Origin of the sequence: Vitiosangium sp. GDMCC 1.1324 (assembly GCF_003044305.1) — a bacterium.
GTDB lineage: Bacteria > Myxococcota > Myxococcia > Myxococcales > Myxococcaceae > Archangium.
The window spans coordinates 1-1,100 of the sequence record NZ_PZOX01000078.1; the positions used below are offsets into that span (position 1 = coordinate 1).

Genomic DNA, 1,100 nt, shown 5'->3' on the forward strand with positions numbered 1-1,100 from the left:
TTGCCGCACGTCAACATCGGCACCATCGGCCACGTTGACCACGGCAAGACGTCCCTGACGGCGGCCATCACCAAGGTGCTGGCGAAGACCGGCGGCGCGACCTTCCTCGCGTACGACCAGATCGACAAGGCCCCCGAGGAGCGCGAGCGCGGCATCACCATCTCCACGGCCCACGTGGAGTACAAGACGAAGAACCGTCACTACGCGCACGTCGACTGTCCGGGCCACGCCGACTACGTGAAGAACATGATCACGGGCGCGGCGCAGATGGATGGCGCCATCCTCGTGGTGTCGGCCGCCGACGGCCCGATGCCCCAGACGCGTGAGCACATCCTGCTCGCCCGCCAGGTCGGCGTTCCCTACATCGTGGTCTTCCTGAACAAGGTCGACATGCTGGACGACCCCGAGCTGCGCGAGCTCGTGGAGATGGAAGTCCGCGACCTGCTCAAGAAGTACGAGTTCCCCGGCGACACCATCCCCATCGTCCCGGGCTCGGCCCTCAAGGCCCTCGAGGGTGACACCTCGGAGATCGGCGAGCAGGCCATCCTCAAGCTGATGGAGGCGGTGGACAGCTACATCCCCACGCCGAAGCGCGCCACGGACAAGCCCTTCCTGATGCCGGTGGAGGACGTGTTCTCCATCTCTGGCCGTGGTACGGTGGCCACCGGCCGCGTGGAGCGCGGCATCATCAAGGTGGGCGAGGAAATCGAAGTGGTGGGTATCCGCCCGACGCAGAAGACGGTCGTCACGGGCGTGGAGATGTTCCGCAAGCTGCTGGACGAGGGCCAGGCGGGCGACAACATCGGCGCGCTGGTGCGTGGTCTGAAGCGCGAGGACATCGAGCGCGGCCAGGTTCTGGCCAAGCCGGGCTCCATCACCCCGCACACCAAGTTCAAGGCCCAGATCTACGTGCTCTCGAAGGAGGAGGGTGGCCGTCACACCCCGTTCTTCAAGGGCTACCGGCCGCAGTTCTACTTCCGCACCACGGACGTGACGGGTACGGTGAAGCTGCCGGAGAACGTCGAGATGGTGATGCCGGGCGACAACATCGCCATCGAGGTGGAGCTGATCACCCCTGTGGCCATGGAGAAGGAGCTCCG

Annotated in this window: 1 protein-coding gene; it reads left to right on the plus strand. The window is 65.6% G+C overall.

Features of this window, described 5'->3' with window-relative positions; translation table 11 throughout:
- Window positions 1–1,100, plus strand: a 1,100-nt coding sequence (gene tuf, locus DAT35_RS57950) for an elongation factor Tu (protein WP_108077996.1), incomplete at its 3' end; no start/stop codon positions are given.